This is a genomic window from Lactobacillus sp. UMNPBX19 (assembly GCF_002553805.1).
Taxonomy (GTDB): domain Bacteria; phylum Bacillota; class Bacilli; order Lactobacillales; family Lactobacillaceae; genus Lactobacillus.
Genome location: NZ_PCYR01000069.1, coordinates 1 through 1,435, shown reverse-complemented (window position 1 = coordinate 1,435; position 1,435 = coordinate 1). Strand labels below are relative to the sequence as shown.

The 1,435-nt window shown below is 24.3% G+C and carries 1 protein-coding gene; it reads right to left on the bottom strand.

What is annotated here, in order from left to right; all coding sequences use genetic code 11:
- Positions 1-182 precede the first annotated feature (182 nt).
- On the bottom strand, positions 183-755 hold the full coding sequence (locus tag CP370_RS09065; RefSeq protein ID WP_087713420.1) for a hypothetical protein: 573 nt from the start codon (positions 753-755) through the stop codon (positions 183-185).
- Between the last annotated feature and the right edge of the window lie 680 nt (positions 756-1,435).

Genomic DNA, 1,435 nt, shown 5'->3' with positions numbered 1-1,435 from the left:
TCTAATCTATCAAGCAGCTTGATTAAAAGTGTTCAATTTATTATTGCAATTTACGATTAATAATATTTAAAAAAACATGATACAAATTACTCTTAAGAAAGCTAATAAATTCAATGAAATCTTTGAAAAAAGAATTAGATTGAATCTACTAAGCAGCATAATATTCAATATATTATTGCAATTTACGGAAAATTTTTAGATAAACAATCTGAAATTTTTATAACTTCAGAATTATGTAAATAATCCAAAACATTGATGGTAAGTGCCTGATCTTCTGATATCTTTGTTAGGCCTTTTAGATTCTTAAAGATAAATTGTTCACAATAAGCTATCATTTCTTTAGATAATTCAATATTAGTTATAGTAGGCGGTAAACTGATTTTTTGTTTTGATATCAGCAATCTCCCATTATCATTAATATAGTAAATATAAATTGGAGAGGTAGATTCTTTTTTATAAAGATGATATTTTTCATTTAATTTCTCTCCTAAAATTGTGTAATTAGAAAAATAAATATATGGATTTAAAGTATCATTTTGATTATTTGTAATTGCTTTAATACTTAACAGATATTGAATGATAAATGATGAAGCATTAATTTTTTCTCCTTTAGCTATATTTTGTAAGGTTGTTCTAATTTCTTCTAAAATTTTTGGATTATTAGGGAGCTTAAAATTAGATGATACTGTTCTAATGTAATAATTATTTTCAGTACCAATTATTCCAACTCCAGGGATAATTTTATATTTATTCATATTCTTTCTCCGAATTAATTATAGTTTTAATTTTTCATGACGTTTGGTTAAACAGTAATTCATAAAAAACTTTTCTAGTACTGTAAATCCCATTAATATCATTTTTTCGTAAATAATATTGATGATCCAACGTGCCGAAATTATTGGCACTGAATATTGAAAATAAACTTGAAAATCATCATCAACTACTGTTTTGCGATGCTCTGGAGAAGCAAATTTGTCAAGAACTAAGTATTCTTGTCTAGTATGTGGAGAATAAAAATCTATTTTCTTTTCTAAGATAAGTTTTTGAACTGTTTGAATAACTTCATTTACCGCATATTTTAAATCATTGTTTTTATTAGAGAAATTTGATCTTAGATGATTAACCTTTTGTTCTAATAAAGAAAATTTTGTACAAACTTCTTTTTTTGTGTATTCGTCTAATTTTGAAATGAAAGCATGATAATGTGAAAATTGACATATATATCCGTTGTTTACAACTTTATTTTGAATTGTTTCTTCAGGTATATAAGAGAGGAGTTCATCAATAAGATCTATAAATTTAACTAGATTATTATCTTTGAAATAATTATTAAAGAAATAATCATCGCAAATTGCAATAATAAATTGAACACTTTTAGTTAAGCTGCTTGATAGATTAGATCTAATTCTCTTTCAAAGATTTCATCTGGTGTATG

What these genes read in the sequence shown, in the direction of transcription:
- CP370_RS09065 (WP_087713420.1), bottom strand. Translation starts at nt 755, where the DNA reads ATGAATAAATATAAAATTATCCCTGGAGTTGGAATAATTGGTACTGAA.